At 40.3% G+C, this 20,512-nt stretch carries 16 protein-coding genes; 9 read left to right on the plus strand and 7 right to left on the minus strand.

Annotated features, from left to right (window positions below):
• The first annotated feature begins 414 nt into the window (after positions 1-414).
• The gene (locus tag BM176_RS12295) at positions 415-1,029 is read left to right on the plus strand and encodes a hypothetical protein (RefSeq protein ID WP_090103284.1); all 615 of its coding nucleotides are present in this window, start codon (positions 415-417) and stop codon (positions 1,027-1,029) included.
• A gap of 76 nt (positions 1,030-1,105) precedes the next feature.
• Here the strand turns inward: BM176_RS12295 and BM176_RS12300 are convergent, their stop codons facing one another.
• Complete coding sequence (locus BM176_RS12300; RefSeq protein WP_090103286.1) at positions 1,106-1,393, minus strand: helix-turn-helix domain-containing protein; 288 nt, start codon at positions 1,391-1,393, stop codon at positions 1,106-1,108.
• 530 nt (positions 1,394-1,923) lie between these two features.
• Here BM176_RS12300 and BM176_RS12305 point away from each other — a divergent pair.
• The 5 genes from BM176_RS12305 (at position 1,924) to BM176_RS12325 (ending at position 5,227) form a co-directional block, all read left to right on the plus strand.
• Complete coding sequence (locus tag BM176_RS12305) at positions 1,924-2,151, plus strand: hypothetical protein (protein ID WP_090103288.1); 228 nt, start codon at positions 1,924-1,926, stop codon at positions 2,149-2,151.
• A gap of 151 nt (positions 2,152-2,302) precedes the next feature.
• A complete protein-coding gene (locus tag BM176_RS12310; RefSeq protein ID WP_090103290.1) occupies positions 2,303-2,500 on the plus strand; it encodes a SymE family type I addiction module toxin in 198 nt (65 codons plus the stop codon).
• Between the two features lie 52 nt (positions 2,501-2,552).
• A complete protein-coding gene (locus tag BM176_RS12315; protein WP_090103292.1) occupies positions 2,553-2,879 on the plus strand; it encodes a hypothetical protein in 327 nt (108 codons plus the stop codon).
• A 727-nt stretch (positions 2,880-3,606) separates the two neighbouring features.
• Positions 3,607-4,671: an AAA family ATPase gene (locus BM176_RS12320; protein ID WP_090103294.1), complete on the plus strand. Its 1,065-nt coding sequence runs from the start codon at positions 3,607-3,609 to the stop codon at positions 4,669-4,671.
• A complete protein-coding gene (locus BM176_RS12325) occupies positions 4,655-5,227 on the plus strand; it encodes a hypothetical protein (protein ID WP_090103296.1) in 573 nt (190 codons plus the stop codon). Before BM176_RS12320 ends, BM176_RS12325 begins: the two co-directional genes overlap by 17 nt.
• A 679-nt stretch (positions 5,228-5,906) precedes the next feature.
• On the opposite strand, the gene BM176_RS12335 is transcribed toward BM176_RS12325, so the two are convergent.
• The 5 genes from BM176_RS12335 to BM176_RS12355 all read right to left on the minus strand — a co-directional run bounded on the left by BM176_RS12335 (position 5,907) and on the right by BM176_RS12355 (position 15,880).
• A complete protein-coding gene (locus BM176_RS12335; RefSeq protein WP_090103299.1) occupies positions 5,907-7,301 on the minus strand; it encodes a serine hydrolase in 1,395 nt (464 codons plus the stop codon).
• 85 nt (positions 7,302-7,386) lie between these two features.
• Positions 7,387-8,601, minus strand: coding sequence for a hypothetical protein (locus BM176_RS12340; RefSeq protein WP_090103301.1), 1,215 nt, complete (start codon positions 8,599-8,601; stop codon positions 7,387-7,389).
• Positions 8,602-8,722: 121 nt separating this feature from the next.
• Positions 8,723-12,262 (minus strand): DEAD/DEAH box helicase, encoded by a 3,540-nt coding sequence (locus BM176_RS12345; protein ID WP_090103303.1) that lies wholly within the window; start codon positions 12,260-12,262, stop codon positions 8,723-8,725.
• Positions 12,263-12,838: 576 nt separating this feature from the next.
• Entirely contained in the window at positions 12,839-14,617 is a 1,779-nt protein-coding gene (locus BM176_RS12350) for an ABC transporter ATP-binding protein (RefSeq protein WP_090103305.1), read from the minus strand.
• Between the two features lie 138 nt (positions 14,618-14,755).
• Positions 14,756-15,880 carry a multinuclear nonheme iron-dependent oxidase gene (locus BM176_RS12355; RefSeq protein ID WP_255373497.1) on the minus strand — a complete coding sequence of 375 codons (1,125 nt, stop codon included), beginning with the start codon at positions 15,878-15,880 and terminating at the stop codon, positions 14,756-14,758.
• A gap of 790 nt (positions 15,881-16,670) precedes the next feature.
• Between BM176_RS12355 and BM176_RS12360 the strand changes: the two genes are divergently transcribed.
• Together BM176_RS12360 and BM176_RS12365 are read left to right on the plus strand one after the other, a co-directional pair.
• The gene (locus tag BM176_RS12360; RefSeq protein WP_090103307.1) at positions 16,671-17,375 is read left to right on the plus strand and encodes a GDSL-type esterase/lipase family protein; all 705 of its coding nucleotides are present in this window, start codon (positions 16,671-16,673) and stop codon (positions 17,373-17,375) included.
• 283 nt (positions 17,376-17,658) lie between these two features.
• Positions 17,659-18,018, plus strand: coding sequence for a nuclear transport factor 2 family protein (locus BM176_RS12365; RefSeq protein ID WP_218162189.1), 360 nt, complete (start codon positions 17,659-17,661; stop codon positions 18,016-18,018).
• A gap of 48 nt (positions 18,019-18,066) precedes the next feature.
• Here the strand turns inward: BM176_RS12365 and BM176_RS12370 are convergent, their stop codons facing one another.
• Complete coding sequence (locus BM176_RS12370; RefSeq protein WP_090103311.1) at positions 18,067-18,396, minus strand: hypothetical protein; 330 nt, start codon at positions 18,394-18,396, stop codon at positions 18,067-18,069.
• Between the two features lie 353 nt (positions 18,397-18,749).
• Here BM176_RS12370 and BM176_RS12375 point away from each other — a divergent pair, with 353 nt between their 5' ends.
• Positions 18,750-20,456 (plus strand): DUF4082 domain-containing protein, encoded by a 1,707-nt coding sequence (locus tag BM176_RS12375; protein WP_090103313.1) that lies wholly within the window; start codon positions 18,750-18,752, stop codon positions 20,454-20,456.
• Positions 20,457-20,512 lie beyond the last annotated feature (56 nt).

Consider the following 20,512-nt stretch of genomic DNA (forward strand, 5'->3'; position numbering starts at 1 on the left):
TAATAAGATAAACATAACGCATCCAATTATTTTTTATTGATCTTTATAATGTCAGATAACTGGGGGAATATCTGCTCGTTTTCACCTCTTTCAATCTTGCAGAATAAGAGTATCCATATCTAACAGATCCGCAACCTCTCTTTTGCAACAAGCCTTGATTTCCTTTAAGATAATTTACCCTCCAAATTGATTGATTATAACACAAACTGATTCTTTAACTTGTCAAATTTCGGTAAATATAGCAAAGTATCAGAATTTTAAGAAGAGGCCTCATTGTCATACATTTCAGAATACATTTATAAGTTTCATATATAACCGAATCCTTTACAATATCGGCATTTCTTCTTAAATTAGTTTTACTCCACCTTTTTACTTTTGTTTGATAATCATTGTTATACCCAAAAAACCTTCTTTATGAGATGTAATCAGGAAGACTATCAGAAAGCACGTAGGATTGCCAAAGCAATCCAGGATTACTTCAGAATGACTCTTCCCAGTAAAGCTAGAAGTAGTGACATCTATCATCATTTGGCAAAACACAATCTTATTGAAAAAGATCGCCATGAAGGAATTCATTTTAGGGCGTTCCTCCAAAAATTAAAGGCCAATAACCTATTGCACCTTATTCCTCAGTGCAAATGGCAACCTTCTCCATCAGGTGGCAATGAATGGCATTTTTACCGGATTTCTGATGAAAAGATGGAGGAGGCAAGTAATACTAAGACGAATAAAAAGGTAAATATCTCACACAGACCAATTACTGCAGAGAAAGAAATTGACCGTCTAATAGAGCTAGCGAAACATGCTATTGAAAAACTACCAAAGACCGATCCTTCTCGCTTTTCTTATCAACAGCTAGAAATTAGAAAAAATTACCAGAGAGCTTATGAAGAATGGAGTGAACGAGAAATTGACATTATGAAAAGGGCTTATGCAAAGTTTGGAAGAATTGATAAAGTGGCAGAGTTGTTAAAACGACAGCCTAGTGTAGTACAAAGGAAATTATATGAGCTTAGATTCCGAGGATAGGTTCTACCATATAGCGATCAATTTACCTCACCTCAATGATTAGGTTAATTACTGGCTTAACCAGTTAACTTATAAATCAGTCTTCACCCCCTTTGGGGAATACATCATTAGGCTCAACCTTCAAAGCCCAAATCAATTTTATAGCTGTTGATAATCTAATATCGCTTTCTCCCTTCTCTATCTCGGTAATTTGTTTGTGTTCCATGCCAGCCAAAGCCGCCAAACCTCTTAGGCTAAGTTTCCTTTCCTTGCGATACTTTTTAATGTTTTTACCAAATTCCTTTAATTCTATCTTATTAGTTGTGCTCATTTGAACAAAGGCAGAAGTTTTTTTTGGCACAAATGGAGTATCATGATACTCCATTCAAATATATCTCTTATATTTGTTACAGAATGATAAATGGTCAATTGGAATGATCACATAAGTAGAATACATACTTTTGTGATCCTAATGACTACAGGCATTCCTGTTCAGTTACGCCGGGTAAAGTTGGAATTCAAAGCGTAGTACTGGTTGCAGGAGAATGTCCATGCATCTTATTGCGTGGGCTTCTTGTCAGCACGTACTACCGCCCCTCCAACGGGCACCCGGCGTCGGCAAGGAGTCTCACGCATTTTCTTTTGCGGTCTCTTTTGCTCCTCTATAGTTTTCACCCAAAAGCAATTATTATGACCGCAAAAAAAAATCAAACTGCTCTTGATCTTTATCAGCCAATGTTTATTGAATACAATCTATTAACAACGGATGAATTATCCCCACCGGATCTATTTTCTTATAATTTCTTGCACAATATCTGCAAAAAATTGAAGGTGCGTTTACTTCCTGGCTTATTAAAATTTGCCTAAAATCTCTTATAAATAAAACCCATTCTTTTACATTTAAAAACATCCATTATGTTAACTACAATTGAAAAAATCGAACAATACATCGATTGTTACGGTGATTGCGAAGAACCACAAAAAATTCTTGACGAGCTTCACGACACAGCGATGTCTAGTCCAGATGCTGATATTTGGACATCAGATAAGCGTTCTGATGTAATCCTTTTTTACCGTCAAACTAAGCAACTATTGGATGCAATTTTTTCAATTGCGCCATCTCTGATTGCAGTATCCAAATGATATAAGAATGATGACATCTCAAGGTTTGTAAAAGCCTGCTGCGTCATGATTACGCGATAATAGTACTGCTAATAGTAGACTTGAAGCCACCCAAAATTGGGATTGGAGCGATACCTCATTGCCTTATTAATTTAGCTAAACCTATAATTTTATGATACAAAAAACAAGAAGGACAAAAATATCTGGCAAAACAGCCATCAGAAAATGGGAAAAATCTAAAGTTGTTTCGTGGATTTCATTTTCTGGAATATGGATTGGAAATGCAGGCTTTAATGAAGGAGATTCCTGTGAGATTAAAGTACGTAAAAACAAACTTATAATAACAAAAGTTAAATCTCAAATTAAATAATTTTAGTGGCTGCAATACCTGCCGCTTATTAAGGAAATAATTAAGTAAATCTATGAAAAAAAGTTTTCTGAAAAGTAATCAAATATTTCCTCCTTATTTAGTTCCATACAAAGATGCAATGTATCAGGATCACTTCGACATAGACTATATTAGAAAAGAAATACAGGAAGATAAAGAACTATCGAGGAGGATTGAACAAAGGCGGTTAGAGTCTGAGCGTATGCAGTCAAAATCTGTTAATCCTCCTTCAATATCCAAAGAAATTCATAAAGGCATCCAAGTGACTGATATAACTGCAGAAATAAATAAAACAGATAAGGGCGATGTGAATGGACAATCATTTCAGGCAACTGATGATGACTGGTTTGACGATTGGTAAGAATTGAGAAATTATTGAGGGATTAAGGTTGTCAAACAACTGCTAAGGGTCCTTTTTTCTTTCCCATTTCAGCTTGTTTGACAAAATTAGAATCAATGTGAGCAGCCTTTCTACGATCATCATTTTTTTTAGACTTTTTTAAATTAAGTGTACCCGTAGGTGTATGTGTGACTATAGTGTCTTCGTAGTGTCTCCGTAGTGTCTCTGAGGGCATAACGCTCCTGATTCGCTCTTGAGTTGCTCCAAGGTCGCACTCTGGTCGCTCTTGGTTCGCTTCTCCTTAAGCGAATAAACCGCGACCAGAGTGCGACCTTGGAGCAACTCAAGAGCGACGCAAGGGCGATACAGTTATACACTCTCCCCGAACACACCCCGAACACTCCCCGAGTCTCCCCATTGCTCATTGACCGGGATGTGGAATTGATCCTAGTGTCAAGTCTACTATGTAATGTCGCATAAACAGTAATATATTCATGGTTAATGAGCCATTGTTGAGAAAACGCTATATCAAGATAACGGATAGGAAGATGAAAGGAGAATATTTTTTTAGCAGCACTTTTAAAGAGCCTGGCTAAAGCTTAATAAGTGTAGATGCTAAAATTCTGCAATAAAAACATAATTAGTTGAATAGCTATGAAACATACAGGTAATGACAAGGTAGGAGAAAATCAGGCTCCAAAATATAGATAAATAAGTTATTTTTGTCAAAATACACTTTAAAGTAGATATGCTAAGTGAATTAGATATAAACAATTTCACAGCCTTTGAACAAGCCAAATTCAAGTTTTCTCCAGGGCTTAATGTAATTATTGGCGCAAATGGAACTGGCAAAAGTCATATTCTAAAATTAGCCTATTCAGTCGCTAAAACGAGTTTTAATCAAAATGATCCTCACCGACAAAGTAAAGCTGTATGGCAAAAGGCAATTGCAGATGACCTCATTAAGATATTTAGGCCAGAGAATCTTGGTAGACTTGCCCGAAGACAACAAGGAATAACTAAAGCCCAAATAATTGTAAAATTCGAAAAGCCGAAAGAGGCCAATTTTTCTTTTAGTTTTTCAACTAAAAGTAGTACTGATGTACAAATGGGCAACGATGTTCCTTCGAAATTTGCTCCTGCTACTCCAATCTTTATTCCAACTAAAGAATTACTTTCTCTGTTCCCTGGATTAAGAGCATTATACAATAGTAGAGAATTATCTATCGATGAAACTTATCCGGATTTATGTGAGAGACTGGAGCATCCTTTGCTTAGAGGACCAAGATTGGAGAGCATCAGGAATATTATAGAACCGCTTGAGGAAATGGCAGGTGGAGAAATTAAGAATGAACACGGCAAGTTTTATCTATACCAAAAAGATGGGGGGAGATTAGAAATAGATTTGGTAGCAGAGGGATTAAGAAAACTTTCTACTCTTGCATTCTTACTTAAGAATGGCAGTCTCACTGACACAACCGCGCTATTCTGGGACGAACCAGAATCAAACCTCAACCCCTTACTAATTAAAAAGCTAGCTAAAATGCTAATGCTTCTTTCCGCTAAAAAGTTTCAAATAATCATTGCTACCCATAGTCTATTCCTTCTCAAAGAGTTGCATATTTTAAGCAAAGAATCTGAGGCTTATAAGGTTCGTTATTTCGGGTTATCCTCAAACGAAACATTTACAACCGAGGTCAGCTCTTCTGATGACCTTGAGACTCTACCCAACATTCCATCACTGGATGCAGAGCTCGAGCAGACAGATCGTTTCTCCGATGCATTAAACCAAGAAGATGTCGACAATAATTGATGAAGGTAGTTTACGATTTATTTTTCCGACAAATTGGCCTGTTATTAAATATGATGAGACCAAATTCTATAGACAGAACATCATCCCTACTGCATCTAACTCAAAAGCAGTAGACATAATAGCAGTACCTAATCCCGAATTAAATAAAATATTGATGATTGAGGTAAAGGACTTTCGTGGGTATGCTACCGAAAACAAACATAGAATTATATCAGGTGAATTGGTAGTCGAAGTTATTCAAAAGGCTATGGATACATTAAGCGTGTTGTACCTAGCAAACTACTGCAAGAATAATGAATTTGCAAACTTTGTTACAAATCAGCTAACCCCGCCAATAAAAATAGAATTAGTGTTGTTCATGGAAGAGGACGCTGTCACAATCCCTCAGGGAAATGATACGAGGAGCAAACTGCGTATTCAAAATAAAAATAAACGCATTGAAGAATTAACAATTTCATTGAGACAAAAATTAAAAGGAACGGTTAATATACGAAGTAAAGTACTTAATACAGATCGAATAAATGCCAGAGATGGATTCATTGTTAAACATATCTAGCTATTTCGCATCTCTCCGGAACCGTTAATATTTCATTCAGACAGAGGTGTCCAGTATGCTGGTAGCGATTTTAACGGATCAAGCTGAAAAGTTGGGGGAAGTTAAAAAATCCACTTAAACCACGGCTGTAGCTTTTGAGATTGATCATAAAAAAAGCTGCAATTGCAGCTTTCAGAATATTTAATAAAGGTTATGAAGTTAAAACCACCCTTGAAGCGCTTAGCGCCGAGCGGCTGTCTTTGATTTGAAAATCTCGGCGAACTTTCTTTACTTTCTGATTGATCCGATTCGCCTCAGCTCGATGAGCCAGTGAATTCATCCTCTGAACTCCATTCTCCCCGGCCAATTGTTCCCTCATTTCCTTGGTTCGGTTAATTATTGTTGTCATTAGAATCCATTTAAGTTATTGAGATACATGTTAAATGTAGTCAAAGTTAAGTTCACATAAGAGAAAGTAAAATTTTAAGAATATATCATTAATTATGTCCGTTTCAAACTGACAATTTTTTCTATCCTGTCTCGTTCTGTTATAGCAGTACAGATTTATTATTCTACACAAAAATCAATCACTATACACCAGTGAGCACTTGACCAATATATATACTGTTGATACATTGTATACGATTTTCAGATACAAATGACAAATAAATTTCTCCTACGCTCCCCTTCCAGTCTTTTGTTATAAACCAGATTGCGCTGTCAGTTCCGCTATCATACCAGAGGCATTTTTATTTTGCGGAAATATTTCGAGTGCTTTGCGGTAATTCGCCAGTGCATCTGTCTTATCACCTTTGCTGCGGTAGCATTCGCCAATCAGCTCATAGCCGTAAGAGACATCTTCAGGCCGTCCCTTAAGCTGTACGGCGGTCTGAAACACCAGGATGGCGTCATCATATTTATTACGGCGCTGTAAATATTTGCCTGTACTGATCAGGTCACCGATCTCAAAACTGAAATCATATTGATCCTGCCCATTTGCTTTCAGCTCCTGGTAGTACTTCAGACCTTCATTCACATTTATCAGCATTCTATCGCGAATGGTGAGGTAAAGTGATTTCCTGGGAACAGTGAAAGGTTGATGGTGCAGGATATTCAGGATGGTTGTTTTCAGCGACCATACTTTCATTTGCTGATTATTGGTCATCATCACGATGGCAATTCCTTCTGGCAAATCGCAATAAAAGGCCGCTTCATAGTTGTAGTTGGATCCCTGATGCTGGTGCCAGATTAGTTTGTCATCTTTGAAGCCAGTAGTACCCAGGCTGCTTTCTCCTCCCGGAAAATTTTCGGAGAGTATATTGAGAGACGCCGGACTAATGATTTTGTAACTGTGCAGGGCCTGCGTCCAGCGATAAAGGTCATCTACCGGTAGTCTTATCCAGCCTTTGGTACCTTGCGCATAAGGTGTATTATTTCCGGCACCATCAAAAGCCCTGGCCATACCTGGCCCGTCTACCGGGTAGTCTACAAGAGATGCGTTCATTCCGGCAGGCTGCAACAGGTTTTGTCGTACAAAATCAGCATAGCTTACTCCGCTTACTTTTTCAATAATCAGGCGCTGCAAAAATACGTTGACATGGTTATAAATATAAACGGTACCTGGTTTGGCCACCAAAGCTTTAAGACTGATAAGACTATTGTAAATCAGCGGGTCGGTACTGTCGGCTGCGGGCCCCAGCATGGGGATACCACTGGTATAATTAATCAGATGCCTGATTTTAACCTGTTTCGCCCAATCCGGAAACGCGGGAAAATATCTGGTCAGGCTATCGTCCAGCGACAGTTGGCCTCGTTGACAAAGCAGCAGAATGGCAGATCCGTTAAACTCCTTACTGATTGACCCGATATCAAATTTCATGTCTTTGGTCAGCGGTATATTTTTACTGCCTTCTGCAAAACCCAGCGATTTTTCATAAATAATCTGACCTTTCTGTGCTATAAGAATGTTGCCATTGAAAATGCCACGCTTGTATGCTATCTGCATAACCGAGTCAATTTGCCTGATTTCCTGTTCCTGCGCTTGTACTAATACAATGTTGCAGAGGCAAAAGGCTAAGACGATGAGTTGTTTCATGTGGTGAAAATTAGCAATCGTTTTGCGGACGGTATCTGCAAATTGTTAGAGTATACTTAATGTTCCAATAACAATTGTAGTGTCGTTATTTTCGCATTTTGGAAATGCTATTCATAGCATTTTGGAACAGTTCACCTGCCAGTTCAGGATCAACTCCGGCTTGCTTTGCAAGCTCCGCCAGGTCGGGCGACTGACCTGAGTTTATATATGGAAGTGCAAGTTCCATGAACAGATTGAGTTTCGACAATTCCTCCTGGCTTTCTTTTGATGTTTCGATTTCAAATAATCGGCTGTATGGATTAAGATCCAGCGTCCGTTTGAGCGCCTTTTTAATAACAATACCCATTGGAATGTGCAAACGAATATCGGGTTCGGCAGGAACTTCCATTCCATAGGCATTTAGAATGACAAATACTTCCCGGTAACCCCGGTCAGTAAGGGCAAATAAGAGCGTTTTACCCGTCTCCTCTTCGTAGTATGCTTCTGCGAAGTGTGGCGGATTACTCCAAATCTCATGACTTAATTTAAACACCTGTTCGGCATATTCAATCCGGAAGTCTTTTTTCAATGCCTGCACGTCGAATCCGATAGCAGTTCCCTCGCCGGTCACCTGCACCACTTCATATTCCTGCTGAACAACCAGCGGGTAATTGGAGCCGCAGGCCAGTACCATATACCGGACCGGGTTGTCATCAAGATCGGCCATCATATCAGTTTCCGATTCAATAGCAGGGTTCAACTCAGTTGCATAAAAGAAAATATCATCGGAATTAAAGCCCTGAAACGTCGTTACCGGGCCATAGGTTTGCCAGCAGGAACCATTGTAGCCTATGAGGTTGAACCATAACAACACAGAATGAGTGGATAGTATGCGGGTAATGGAGGGCGAATACAATAGAAAAACTTCGCCGGTAAAAACATCTTCCATTTCGTAGAAGTCGGAAGCCGGGCTGCTGCGGATCTCACTGAAGCTAAACCGCCAGGGATAAGTTGCCATGGTCCTGAGGAACTCTTGTTCTTCGGCATTACGTGCTTTAATAGCAGCACTATTCAGGTATTTACGGATAAGGCCCCGCTCCTTAAAAACCCGATGGGCAATATATTGGGATTTGATCAATCCCTTCCAACTGGACGGCATTTCCCTTTCAATTTCCCTGAAGCGGGAAATCCTGGTCTCGAATTCACGTTCTACCTTGTCTTGCCTGGCTGCGTAATACACTAAAAAATTATCTATAAGCGACGCGGAAATTTCATTAACGTACCTGCACCGATCAAGTAAATGATTATAGTCTGGACTCATAAAAGTATTTTGAATTAGCGTCTGCAAAGATATTGTAATAGTATTTATTGTGCCGTACGGGATTCCTTAGAATAAATGGCAGCCTTCCCCTTCAGGAGGAATGAGCGGCACTATCACAATACTACCCGGCAACAGTTAGTTCAAATATTCCTTTTAGTTCTTTATTACTCAGATTACCGATCCAATTTTCACCCGTGGCAACGGTCAGATTTGCGAGATGTTTCTTCTGTTGAATCATTTCATTGATCCTTTCCTCGAAGGTGCCTTTTGTGATGAACCGGTGCACCATTACATTACTTTTCTGTCCAATCCGGTATGCTCTGTCAGTTGCCTGCGCTTCTACCGCCGGATTCCACCACAGGTCAAAATGGATCACATGGTTGGCAGCTGTGAGATTTAACCCGGTGCCAGCTGCTTTAAGAGAAAGAATAAATATCTTTTCTGCAGGATCCTGCTGGAACTTCTCCACCATTTCTTTTCTTTGTTTAATCGTGCAGCCACCATGATAAAACAGCGGATTTTCGCCAAAGTGATCTCCAATGAAACGTTGTAGTAAGTTTCCCATCTCGGTAAACTGAGTAAAGATGAGCACTTTTTCATTGCTTTCTACAATGCTGTCCAGTTTATTAAATAACAATTCCATTTTCCCCGACAGGGAGGGATCCAACGCTTTATTTTTCAGAAATTGTGCGGGATGATTACATATCTGCTTTAACGACAGGATCATTTGAAGAACAAGCCCCTGACGGGTAAACAGGGATTTCCGGTCAGTACCTTCCGTACCTTCGATTGCTTCCATCGCTTTTTCCAATGTTTTTTCATACAGGCTGGCCTGCTCTTTTACCAGGTGACTGAAACTGTCCAGTTCTATTTTATCAGGTAGATCACTAATAATTGTTTTATCACTTTTCATACGTCGCAGCAGAAAAGGTGCTGTGATGGTTTTTAGTTTGTTTGCGACTTCGATATCATTCTGGTTTTCGATAGGCACAGCAAAGTTGTCCCGGAATTGTGATAAAGTGCCTAAAAAACTGCGATTGCAAAAATCCATTATACTCCATAATTCGCTTAATCTGTTCTCTACTGGTGTACCACTCATAGCAATGAAAGTATTAGCACGAATGCCTTTGATTGCTTTGGTTTGCGCCGTGTCGTGATTTTTAATATTCTGCGCTTCATCAATAATTACTGCATGCCAGTTTTTCTTTTTCAACTTGTCAATATCCGTCCGGGCAATCCCATAAGAGGTAAGCAGCACATCGTATTTATCCTTTTTAGAATCATTACGTCCTGTTCCGTGATATATTTTATACAGTAAAGAAGGAGCAAACTTTTCCAGCTCTGCCTGCCAGTTGGTTAATAAACCTGTGGGGACTATTACAAGTGCTTTTTGTTCATCCAATAAGCCATCCTCTTTATATTTAAGCAAGGTGGCAATTACCTGTAAGGTTTTGCCTAATCCCATATCGTCTGCAATTACACTCCCGAATCCGATCCTGGTATTTCTAATCATCCAGGAATAGCCACGGGATTGATAAGGACGTAATTGAGCCTTTAAACCTACTGGAAGAGGGATGTTTTGCTGGGATGTAAGCTCTTTGATCAATTGCTTCACTTCATTAGTGAGCGTAATTTTTGCCCCGAAATAATCATTGCTCAGGGCTGCCCTGAGAATTTCAAAAGGGGACAAAGTATTGGATTGTGCAAAGTGTTTGTGCAGCTTTTCCAGATCTCCAGGGCTGACGTAAATATAGCTGGCCTTATATTTTACTAACCCATCAGCCGTTTTTACCAGTTTCCGGAAATCGATTTCATCCAGAACGGTATCGCCTATAGCAACCTGCCAATCAAAATCCAGTAGCTTGTCCAACCGCATACCAGATGTTGCCCCTGCTTTCTGCCTGATACGTATACTGGCCCGGGGGCTCAGGATATTCTGCAGAGATTTGGGCAAAAGAATAGATATACCCAATAACCGGATGGCAGGAATCGCTTGCATCAGGAAAGGGGTGAATCCTCTCCTATCCATAAATATTGCATCCCGCGCTGCCGTATTAATATAATGATCCAAACCTGGTATAAAGTGACTCAGTTGGGAGAGTGTCTGTAATATATCAAAGCGGTTTTTTTCGTATTTTTTTGAAGATAAGATATCCTTCAGGGGAATTGAGGTATCGAATGATGCCGCGCTGTTTTGAATGTTAACCGTCAGCTGAAACTTTTCGGGTCCTGACTCCTCCACTAATAGAGCCGGCTTGTGATTCCCCTGTGTCAGATAGTAACGTTGCAGCCAGGATTGGATACCTCCGGATAATGCTTCCTGTCCCGGTTTATTGAATGAATGGGTGTAATTGCTGAAGAAGAGGTCCAGAAAGATGTCTGCTGTCCGGACTTCAGACAACCCATGTACAATGGCATTCAGAAAGACTGACAAGAGATTGAGAGCTATACGGCTCCTGTCTATTTCCTCTTCATCCAGCCATAAAAGACCTGCAGGCATAGATTGCTGTAACTGGCTGACAACGGCGCATACTTCCCCGCTTAATAGCGCTGGGAGCCAGCGTATGCCGTATTTCCCTGCCGATGTTTTATATATCTGAGGTATTATGGCGCCGTTCGCGACTAAGTTCACTGCCAGCAATAACGCACTGCGAAGGGCCGCAACGGAGGGCTGGTAATCCTGTAATCTTCCCGGAGGTAAATGCCAGAGTGAAAGAATTAACTGATCTAAGGGAACAGCTGTTTTTTTGTCGTTAACCCATAGGTAGTACCCGTTATTAATATCTAAAGAGAGCTTACAACGGGTATGATGATCAATTTGGAAAGCTTTTGTTGCGCGCTCTTCAAAGATGTTATCTAATGTTATTTTCCCATCAATGATCTTTTGTGCTACGCGAACTACTTTGTGGATCACGGCAGCGTATTTTTCGCGGAAATTCCCAGTGTTCTGATAAAATACGGGAGCATCTGTCAAAAGCTGGATAAGTGGATCATAAATGGGAATAAGCGAGGAAAAATCCGGCTTCGTATAAGGATTGACATCATCTGCAATTATCTTCTTCTTACCTTTTTTGCTACCAGTACTATTTTCTGGTAATAGCAATTCTTTAAAAGCAGGTATGGATTCATTTCCTTTATTTTCAATGTGAATATTTACTTTCCGCAATTCAGCAGGAAGATCAACACGGTGAAGCTGGAAAACGAGGAAAGGGTTATTATCTATTTCTGCGCTTAGCTTATAAATTACGGCAGCCAGGTGCTTACACGGCACTGCCCAATCAGGACAACTACATTGCATCTTAAAATCTGTCCATTGCCTTGGGAATACTTTCAATCCCTGATTTTCGGCAATGTTAAGCAGTTCAGTATCCAGTTCCCTGTTCAGCAACTTCGAGATCATGACTGGTTTACCAGCAATCGTTTTGATCAGTTTTTTTATTTCCGGCTCAAAAAAGGGAGGTATGATAATTGTAACGTCGTATGGCCTGGGACGACTACCCTGCACTTTGGATTTTATCGTGTTTTCGTCTATTGAAATGCTGGTAATAGAACCATTGCGAGCGTAGGCACTTCCCCGTGGAAGACGGTTGCTATAATCAATATTGGTTAAAGACTTTAACCATTGTTCTCCCCACCAGGTTTTACCGAAATGCTTTGACATAGTGCTAATATAATAATTTCTGATCAGCTCGATGACAATCAGTCATATGCAATAGTTCTTTAAACTGACAATGTATGCAGCTACTGTTGTTTTCGGGATGTGTTTAACAATATTACACACCTGTACAATGTGAAAAAAATATAGTGACCAGATCTTACACATTTTACCAGTATTGTCCAATTTGTCCAGCATATGACTTATTCTGGTATGGTTTGATATGCTTTTTGGGTATATAGTTTTTTGTATGAAAACGAAATATGCAGATACTTCTTACCTGCATTTTGTTCCATTTTACGAGTACTTTTACCTGTATTTCATGGGAATTTCATGTATGGCTACTGTATATACAATCCCTCTATAAGCCCTCTATAAGCCCTCTATAACACCTCTATAACACCTCCTTATATAAGGAGGGATTATAGAGGTGTTGTATTTGTTTCAATACTGTTTTTTAAGTAAATCGTAGTACTTACACACTACAATATGGCCAAGCTTAAAGGAGCCACAACATTGAACTTGTTTGCAGATGGAGCAGGGAATCTTTTACCTCATAATATAACTGTTGTTAAAGTTCGGCTATTGATAATGTTTACCCATGGTATCCTTCTGGTGTTTCCATAATTCCTGGAAAATAGGGCTGTTATTTCGTAGATGCTCAAAAGTACCTTCATCCACAATGCGCCCCTGCTGCAACACATATACATAATCAAATTGCGCCAGCAGATGCAGGCGGTGCATAGAGGATATGATTGCCTTATCTTCAAACGCCTTGAATAACTTGTTGTAGATCATGGCTTCTGTTTTAGGATCTACGCTGCTGGTAGGTTCATCCAGTAACACTACTTCACTTTGACGGGCGGCCAATATCCCACGGGCCAGGGCTAAACGCTGTTTCTGCCCACCGGAAAGGTTCACGCCTTTTTCACGTATATCAGATTCCAGACCCTGGGGCAATTGTTTGATCACTTCTGTAAAATGGGCACTTTCACACACTTCCATAATGTCTGCTTCGCTGAAAGGCAGACCGAGGGTAACATTGTAAGCGATGGTATTCTCAAATATTTCCGGCTCCTGCGGAAAGAGGGTCACCGTTTCATTGAGGGTATCCAGGTCATATGGTTTGTTATCCACCGTAAGCTCCATGCCCTGCTGGGGATCATATAATCCTCTGAGTAAGGATAAGAGGGTGCTTTTACCGCTGCCGCTCTCCCCTATCAGCGCAATACGTTTACCACGGGGTATCATGATGTTCAGCTTGTGTAAACTTTGCGGGGCATGTGCAACATCATATTGCTCCCGGTGGGAAAAGCTCAGATCTTTTATGCGGATAACCTGCCAGGTATCCGGCAGATCTGTAGGTGCATCCGGGCGGTGCTGTTGCTTGTATGCTTCATCAATATTGGCGGCCGTTTGTACATAAGTGTTGTATTGGGTTATATCTGTATACTGCCAGGCAAAGTCATAAAATACGCTGGTGAACTGGTTCACGTATCCCAGCAAAGTTACCAGACCCGCTACATAAAATACCTGTCCCGGTTTCCAGTACTGCAAAATATAACCTACCGCCACCACGCAATAAATGACCGTTACCAGCATATCCGCCACAAACCATTTCCATTCATTGATGCGCACATTCTTTTTAAACGGGTGCAGTATCTGGTGCACTTTAGCTAACAGACCAGTTTCCATACTCTTCTCCAGACGCAGGGTGATCACAGTCATGATATTGGAAAGACTGTCGAACAGAGTGGAAGATACTACATGTTCTTTTTCATTCACTTCATCCAGCGTGCGGATAAAGGGCTTATCAAACCTGAACATCACCCAGATAGTGATAATACCCAGCACAATGCCGATAGCACCAAATAACGGCGAAAAATATACAATAGCCACTACGGAAAAAATGAGTTTACCCAGCGCCCGTAAATACATAAAACCATGATCAAAAAAATTCTTCAGGGCTTCGTATGCCTTACGTATACGGCTAATTGTAGCGCCACTATGATGATCCTGGTGCCATTTTACCGGCAGATGCAACACCTGGTGATAACGTTCTTCTAAAAAGTTACGGCTGAGGTTAAAGGCCAGCTCCCGCTCCATTATGCGGGCCGGACCGTGGAAACACCATTCCAGTATCTTGAGGCCAGCATAGCTGGCGGCGTATAAGAAGGCATAATGCAGCACCTGCTGCGTATCCCGTTGAATCTTATTGATGAACCATCCCAGCAGCACAGGATATAATGCATTAATAATAGCGGAAACTACAAACATGGCATATACCAGTACATACCTCTTCCGTTCCTTCCGTGCGTAACGCCATGCGGTACGCAACAGGGATATATATGGGTTTGCCATAACAGCGAAATATTAAGTAAGGTGCAAATATACAAAAAGCGGGGAAAGAAGGTCGCGGTCCACATGACACATGTTATAAAGAACTTACTACTGTTATTAGTATTTTTATTTCTTTGCATTGTAAGTAAACGGAAACCGTTACTTCTTCCATTTCTGCGCAATCTTAACGGCGGTTTCAATCATATACGGTTCCCATTGCTCTATTCTCCAGTCTGAATTAGCAAGGGAAGACTGCGAGAGTACATTCATAGCCTCCGCATAGGAAGCAGATGATTCAAGGATGGAAGAAAGTTCCAGTTGCTGTTGATACAGTGTCATATCTTCAACGGCAATGCCTGTTGATAACGGGGATAACGGAAGAAAGGGATCGGGGGAACCAGCATCACTTTCATTACTGTTCTTGCGAACAATCTCTTCCATCTGCAGGAAGTCATTGTAAAAGCAACGTTTGCTCGTTTCTGTTATCAGACCGTTACCCAGTTGTTCCAGCACAACGTATTTAAGATGTGGGCATTGTGTTATGGTCATTTCGAGCAACCGAAAAACCTCAGGGGGAACTGCATCGTCATGCGTATCCCGTCTTATGCTACGGTTGGGGTCTGCGGCAGAATCGTCCCAACTGCCACCGGAGATATGGATCTCCCGGACTCTATCCAATGGATACAGGGCTATCATCTCATCAAATGCAATATCAAAATTCCGGAGCTGGCAATAAAGATTGTGAAGATCAAGAATAATAAATCCGTTTACCGGCTCAAGCAGCTGTTCCAAAAAGGCGCCATGTCGCTTTACCTCGTCCAGTGAATATGAAAAGGCCAGGTTTTCTAAACCTACCGGTCGCCGGCAGGCCTCGTAGATCCGCTTCAGTCTATCTCTGCCAATGTTAAGGGTAGTGGTATTATAAGGAATATTCAGCGGAGCGCCATGATGAAAATCCTTACCTGTCATGAATCCGAAGTGTTCCGTAATGTGATCAAACCGGAATTCAGCAGCGGTCTGCTCCAGGTGTTTCAGCCAGCTTTCCTGCTCAGGCAACCACTTACCCGAAAAAAGGGAAAAGAAGACTCCATGACCAATCAATCGCCCCTCATTACTGAAGGCAGTGAGCAGCTCCCGGAACCAGGAAGGCACTTCTTTTACTTTGTATAATGCATCGAAAGACCATTCTATGGCTTCTACCCTGGACTCCTCCATCAAAGGCATACATGCTGAGAGAATGTTTGCATCCAGATTACAGGCAACGGCGGATAATATTTTAGGCACCTTTTTGGAATTACAGCGTAAATGTCAGATTTCAGTTATCAACCCATACCACAGGCAGGGCAGCTTCCCTGAGGCTGTTCTGGCTTGGGCTGATCTTTCTTGGGCTGATCTTTCGGCTTTGGGTCGTCGTCTTTCCCACAGGAAACGACAGTTGTTTGGATGGCAATGCCGATCAGGATGGCGCTAAGTAGAGATTTTGACAGCTTCATTCTTTTGGTTTTTTAAGATGAAATGAGAAATGAGTAATTATTGTCCCAGCTACGGCTACCAGTCATTATAGGATCCAGGGAGTTGTTGATCGTTAAACGTTGACATAAAAGAAAAGTTACAAGCGCCTGGGGGACTTTTGTCCCAGCAGGGTTTCTCAGCATATCGTATAACGACTGTATTCAGAGGCCCAGTCCGTATACAATACGGAATATGCTACAGATATATATCCAATCACCTTTGCATTGTGTCTGTTCAAAGTTGTTAACTATATTTCCATACTACCATTAACATCATATTAACTCTATTGTCGCTTTTATTTAGTACCGTTGTGAATAACGGTCTCAACTAAAAAATCTTGAGAAACTCAGCCACAAGTAAAAAAGAACATGGATCATTATCTCCTCTTGATCATATTCCCATTTTATAAATCTCTATAAAGAATTAAGCTATTCAATATGTCATTTCATTCATTTTTAACTTAAAAAACAAGCATTATATATAAATAATGATAAATCATATTACGCTTAACAAGAATATAGTTTTTAAAATCTGTATGTTTCAGAATTAATCCTTTTACACCATGAACACAATTACCCCTACTCCACGAAAAATGCTTATTAGAATAATAGCAGTATTTCTCCCTATTATTATTCTATGCGCATTGGGAATAAATATCACTGCGCATAAAAGAATCCCTTCTTACACTTCCAATGAACAATATGCAGAACAAATAGACCTACAGTCAATGTATGATGTAAAATGCAATATAGTAATGCTGGGTAATTCCTTTATCTATAAGGTGCATTGGAATGAACTGTTAAATAGATCTGATGTGATTAACAGGGGCATAGGATCTGATATCACTTCTGGTTATTTAAACCGGCTCGAAAATGTATTCAAAGCCCGCCCTAAGATCTGCTTTGTGGAAGGGGGAATTAACGACTTGTGCAAGGATGTCCCGATCGATACTATAGTACATAACATGAAATTATTGGTCGATACACTACAGCGCAAAAAGATCAAAGTGGTCCTTACATCTATAATTCATGTAGGAGAAGCCTATCCTGAAAGCTCCAGAGTAAACCAGAAAATCGATCTCTTGAATGGAGTAATTAAAAAAGAATTTGCCAGAAATATTCCTATAATTGACTTAAATCCTATTTTATCACCAGGGGGAGTTTTGCTGGATAGATATGCTCAGAGAGATGCTATACACTTAACCAGCAAGGCATATATTATATGGAAAGATGTAATTGAAAAAACATTAAAACAGGAATCCATTTAGGATTCTTTGTTTTAAAAGCACCAAAAGTATCCTTGTAATGTTTTCGTACACCTACTGTACAATTATGAACAATAATGTTTAATGAGATTTAAATAAATGCTGCATTTCAATAAGTTATATTAGTGGCACAAAATTCCTTCGTAGATCATAATAACATAAGCACATGAAAAGATCAAGCAGCATTTTTGGGGTTCTACTTAGTAGCATTATATTTTTATCTTGCTTTCAATCAGCAAATGGCCAAAGTGCCACAGATCTCCAATTATATAAGGATATTCTTCATATGGATAGTGTAATGTTCGATGCATTCAACACACAAAATCTTAATATTCTAAAAACAGTATTTGCCGAGAACCTGGAATTTTATCATGATAAGGGTGGGCTAACTGATTATAAAACCAACATGGAAAACTTCAGGAGAAATTTTGAGATGAATGCCAATAGTGCATTGAGACGTGAACTGGTAAAAGGATCATTGGAAGTTTACCCTGTACCTGGATACGGTGCAATTGAAACTGGCATTCATCGCTTTATTCATACAGAAAACGGCAAGGAACTAATTGGAATATATAAGTTTACCCACGTCTGGCAATACAAAGACAAAGAGTGGAAAGTTACCCGCGTGGTGAGCGTAGGGCATTAAATTGTAAACATACATACACTCTATATATCCTGCCTCTACCCTGTTTATTTAGCTATGAATAATTGTAACATCAAACTCAGTAATGTGACCATTCGCATCGTCAATATGAACTTTGCGATACTCATTCTGTGACGATATTGTTTCAACATACGAAACCCTTGTATATTGATCGTTATCGGTTCCACTTTCGACTGTCAGATACAATATGCCTGGCTTTGTACCACCTATAAGTTCATTCTTTTTTAATGTGGGAGCTACGATACCTGATCCTACTTCTCCAATAACTGTAATTGTATAAGGAGGACCGGTAAGTTTGCCTATTGACTTGGCATGCCAGTTTCTGGATTTCGTTTTGGATTTTGCTTCTGTTTCTATCATGGAATTTATTTTTGAGGTTTAATAGTATATTGAATTTAAAACAATTAGGCAATTAATCAAAATAATTACTAAGCGACCGCTACCGTCGGCTGAAATTGGTTTGAACAGAGCCCTCCTTCATGTTATCTACCATTTTTCATTTTAAGGACATACCAAGGACCAGATTACATATACAAAATAAAATATCTAATAAATCAGTTTTACTCATTAACTTAGTCGTAGACACACAGACTTATCTGAAAGACCATATAATCTGAATATATTAGAACGATAAACCCTTAAGCTGCTTTTCTAACTAAACAGAAAATACATCAATACCATTATCTAACCATTTGATTAACAAAACCAATTCTATGAGAAAAACCTATCCTCTTGGCAGTAGTACTGCTATTCTTAGCCTATTCATCGGATCTTGTTTTATTTCATGTAAAAGAGATCTCGTGGTAGAAGGAAAAGTAAAGGGCTATACGATTAGCGCCGGATCCTATAGTGTATTTACCACAGAGAGACCGTTACAACCAGTATCAGATAACCCAGCGGAATTAGGAATGAAATTCAAATCTGCTGTTCCCGGAACCATAACAAAATTCTTATACTATAAAGTGGCCGGGGAAACGGGCACACACACAGGACACTTATGGTCGGCAAGCGGCGGTATTCTGAAAACTGTTGCTTTTACTGCTGAAACAGACACAGGATGGCAGACGGCTACTCTGGATACTCCTTATCACATTAGCTCCAATACGATTTATGTTATTTCTGTTAATTCAGTCAGCAAATATGCCGCTACTAATTACGGACTGGCTTCTGTTATCACCAATGGTCCTTTGAGCACCATTGCAGACAAAAACGGCGTTTATATTTATACACCTGGAAGTTTCCCAAATGATTACTATCAAAGTACCAATTACTTCCGGGATGTTGAATTTACTCCTGACCAGAATGACCAATCCCCTCCTTCCGCACCGGGCAACCTGACAGTATCTAACATTACCAGCAACAGTGCAACCCTGAGTTGGTCTGCCTCTACAGACAATGTAGGTGTTACCGGTTATGAAGTATACCGCAATGGCATATTGATTGACACACTTCCTCCCACATCTCTGTTGCTTAACAATTCAAAATTAAATGCTGCTGCAGCCTATAGTTTTTATGTAAAAGCAAAAGATGCATTTGGCAATCGCTCAGTGGCAAGCAACCTGGCTGACTTTTCCACCATTAATCCGGGAAGTATCACGAGTGGCACCCAACTTACCACTTCGATGGTAGGTCCTACAGGAATTTCAATCAGTTCACTCACTACAGTGTCCGGTGGAACTTTCACCGGTGCTCCGCTTAGCGGTTGGGGTAGTCTGGCACGCACAGTCGCAACAGGTGGAGAGATGATCGATGGCTTTTGGTTCCCCGCTGGCACGGTAGTGCTGCAAGGAGCAAACATCAGTTCTCTGATCAATGTTTCCTCCGGCTGGCTGGTATTGCGTGGCTGCAAAGGTGGTATATTAGCCAACCACCCGGCCGGGAACGGTGGAGGTGCGGCGGCTCTTTATTGTGAATTGACATCCTTTGCTACCGGCGGACTTAAAGACAGTCAGCAACCTGTAGCCTCAATCGTTCACCGTTGCTATTTGCCTCACAACGGATTGGAGAATGTTTACGCAAATAATATCACAGTTACGGAATCGTGGATAACGCCCGATCCGGATATAACAGGATCTGAGCATATTGATGGTATACAAACCTGGGGTGGTCAATATTATCTGAATTTCTCCCGCAATCACATGGAGTTCAATTCACCTTACAATTCCAGCCTTTCAGGATTGCTCGCCATGTATTCAGATGGAGCTCAAAATGGTTTCTCCGGTTATGATCATGTTATGGTAAATGATAACTATTTTATTATTAACAGTACCGGTATTGCTTTGCATGCACCGTTGGCGGTACCTGTCACTAATATGATTGTTACCGGCAATCGCTGGAAAGGAGCTTCAACTGCCACAGACCTGAATTATACGAATGCTGTTTATAATGGACCCCGAAAAAAGGACCGGCAGTTAAGATAAAAAATTTTAATCTTAAATTGCCTACATAATGACAAAAAAGAGCAGACGTAAATTTA

Origin of the sequence: Chitinophaga sp. CF118, assembly GCF_900112615.1 — a bacterium.
In the GTDB taxonomy this organism is placed as follows: Bacteria; Bacteroidota; Bacteroidia; order Chitinophagales; family Chitinophagaceae; genus Chitinophaga.

Excerpts from the sequence above, each read along its gene's own strand:
- BM176_RS12295 (WP_090103284.1), top strand. The coding sequence starts at position 415 with ATGAGATGTAATCAGGAAGACTATCAGAAAGCACGTAGGATTGCCAAA.
- BM176_RS12300 (WP_090103286.1), bottom strand. The coding sequence starts at position 1,393 with ATGGAGTATCATGATACTCCATTTGTGCCAAAAAAAACTTCTGCCTTT.
- BM176_RS12305 (WP_090103288.1), top strand. The coding sequence starts at position 1,924 with ATGTTAACTACAATTGAAAAAATCGAACAATACATCGATTGTTACGGT.
- BM176_RS12310 (WP_090103290.1), top strand. The coding sequence starts at position 2,303 with ATGATACAAAAAACAAGAAGGACAAAAATATCTGGCAAAACAGCCATC.
- BM176_RS12315 (WP_090103292.1), top strand. The coding sequence starts at position 2,553 with ATGAAAAAAAGTTTTCTGAAAAGTAATCAAATATTTCCTCCTTATTTA.
- BM176_RS12320 (WP_090103294.1), top strand. The coding sequence starts at position 3,607 with ATGCTAAGTGAATTAGATATAAACAATTTCACAGCCTTTGAACAAGCC.
- BM176_RS12325 (WP_090103296.1), top strand. The coding sequence starts at position 4,655 with ATGTCGACAATAATTGATGAAGGTAGTTTACGATTTATTTTTCCGACA.
- BM176_RS12335 (WP_090103299.1), bottom strand. The coding sequence starts at position 7,301 with ATGAAACAACTCATCGTCTTAGCCTTTTGCCTCTGCAACATTGTATTA.
- BM176_RS12340 (WP_090103301.1), bottom strand. The coding sequence starts at position 8,601 with ATGAGTCCAGACTATAATCATTTACTTGATCGGTGCAGGTACGTTAAT.
- BM176_RS12345 (WP_090103303.1), bottom strand. The coding sequence starts at position 12,262 with ATGTCAAAGCATTTCGGTAAAACCTGGTGGGGAGAACAATGGTTAAAG.
- BM176_RS12350 (WP_090103305.1), bottom strand. The coding sequence starts at position 14,617 with ATGGCAAACCCATATATATCCCTGTTGCGTACCGCATGGCGTTACGCA.
- BM176_RS12360 (WP_090103307.1), top strand. The coding sequence starts at position 16,671 with ATGAACACAATTACCCCTACTCCACGAAAAATGCTTATTAGAATAATA.
- BM176_RS12365 (WP_218162189.1), top strand. The coding sequence starts at position 17,659 with ATGGATAGTGTAATGTTCGATGCATTCAACACACAAAATCTTAATATT.
- BM176_RS12370 (WP_090103311.1), bottom strand. The coding sequence starts at position 18,396 with ATGATAGAAACAGAAGCAAAATCCAAAACGAAATCCAGAAACTGGCAT.
- BM176_RS12375 (WP_090103313.1), top strand. The coding sequence starts at position 18,750 with ATGAGAAAAACCTATCCTCTTGGCAGTAGTACTGCTATTCTTAGCCTA.